We start from the raw sequence: 910 nt of genomic DNA, 5'->3' as shown, positions 1-910 counted from the left end.
CAATCACCACCCCCGCGCGAGCCCCCCGATATGGACATCCGCCGCCCCCTCCAGCAGGCCATCGCCAGCGCCCTGGCCGGCCTCCTGTTCCTCAACCCCATAGTCGCGACCGCCGCCCAGTTGGCGGTGGATGCGGCGGCGGCTGGCAACACCCAGCTCGGCGCGGCGGGCAACGGCGTACCCATCGTCAACATCGCCACGCCCAATGGCAGTGGGCTCTCACATAACCGGTTCAGCGACTACAACGTCGGCCAGCAGGGCCTGATCCTCAACAACGCCACCGGCAAGACCGCCAGCACCCAGCTGGGCGGACGCATCCTCGGCAACCCCAACCTCAAGGGCCAGGCGGCGCAGAAGATCCTCAACGAGGTTACCGGCGGCAGCCCCTCGCAGCTCAAGGGCTACACCGAGGTGGCGGGGCAGGGCGCCCACGTCATCGTCGCCAACCCCAATGGCATCACCTGCAACGGCTGCGGCTTCATCAACACCCCGCGCGCCACCCTCACCACCGGCAAGCCGATCCTGGCCGGCGAACGCCTGCAGGGCTACGACGTGAATGGCGGCGAAATCGCCATCGAAGGCGCCGGGCTCAACGCCAGCAACCTCGACCAGTTCGAGCTGATTACCCGCAGCGCCAAACTCAACGCTGACCTGTACGCCAAACAGCTCACCGTGGTGGCCGGGCGCAACCAGGTGGACGCCGAGACCCTGGCCGCCAGCGCCAAGGCCGACGACGGCCGCGCCAAGCCGCAACTGGCCATCGACAGCGCGGCCCTGGGCGGCATGTACGCCAACACCATCCGCCTGGTGGGCACCGAGCAGGGCGTGGGCGTGAAACTGGCCGGCAACATGGCGGCCAGCGCCGGCGACATCCGCATCGACGCCAACGGCAAGCTGGAACTGGCCCAGG

Annotated in this window: 1 protein-coding gene; it reads left to right on the top strand. The window is 68.9% G+C overall.

Annotated features, from left to right (window positions below; translation table 11 throughout):
• Positions 1-30 precede the first annotated feature (30 nt).
• On the top strand, positions 31-910 hold an 880-nt coding region (locus DK254_RS06525), incomplete at its 3' end, for a filamentous hemagglutinin N-terminal domain-containing protein (RefSeq protein WP_146219574.1).

Origin of the sequence: Pseudomonas sp. RW407, assembly GCF_003176655.1 — a bacterium.
Taxonomy (GTDB): domain Bacteria; phylum Pseudomonadota; class Gammaproteobacteria; order Pseudomonadales; family Pseudomonadaceae; genus Pseudomonas; species Pseudomonas delhiensis.
This window is presented reverse-complemented; position numbering and strand designations above follow the sequence as displayed.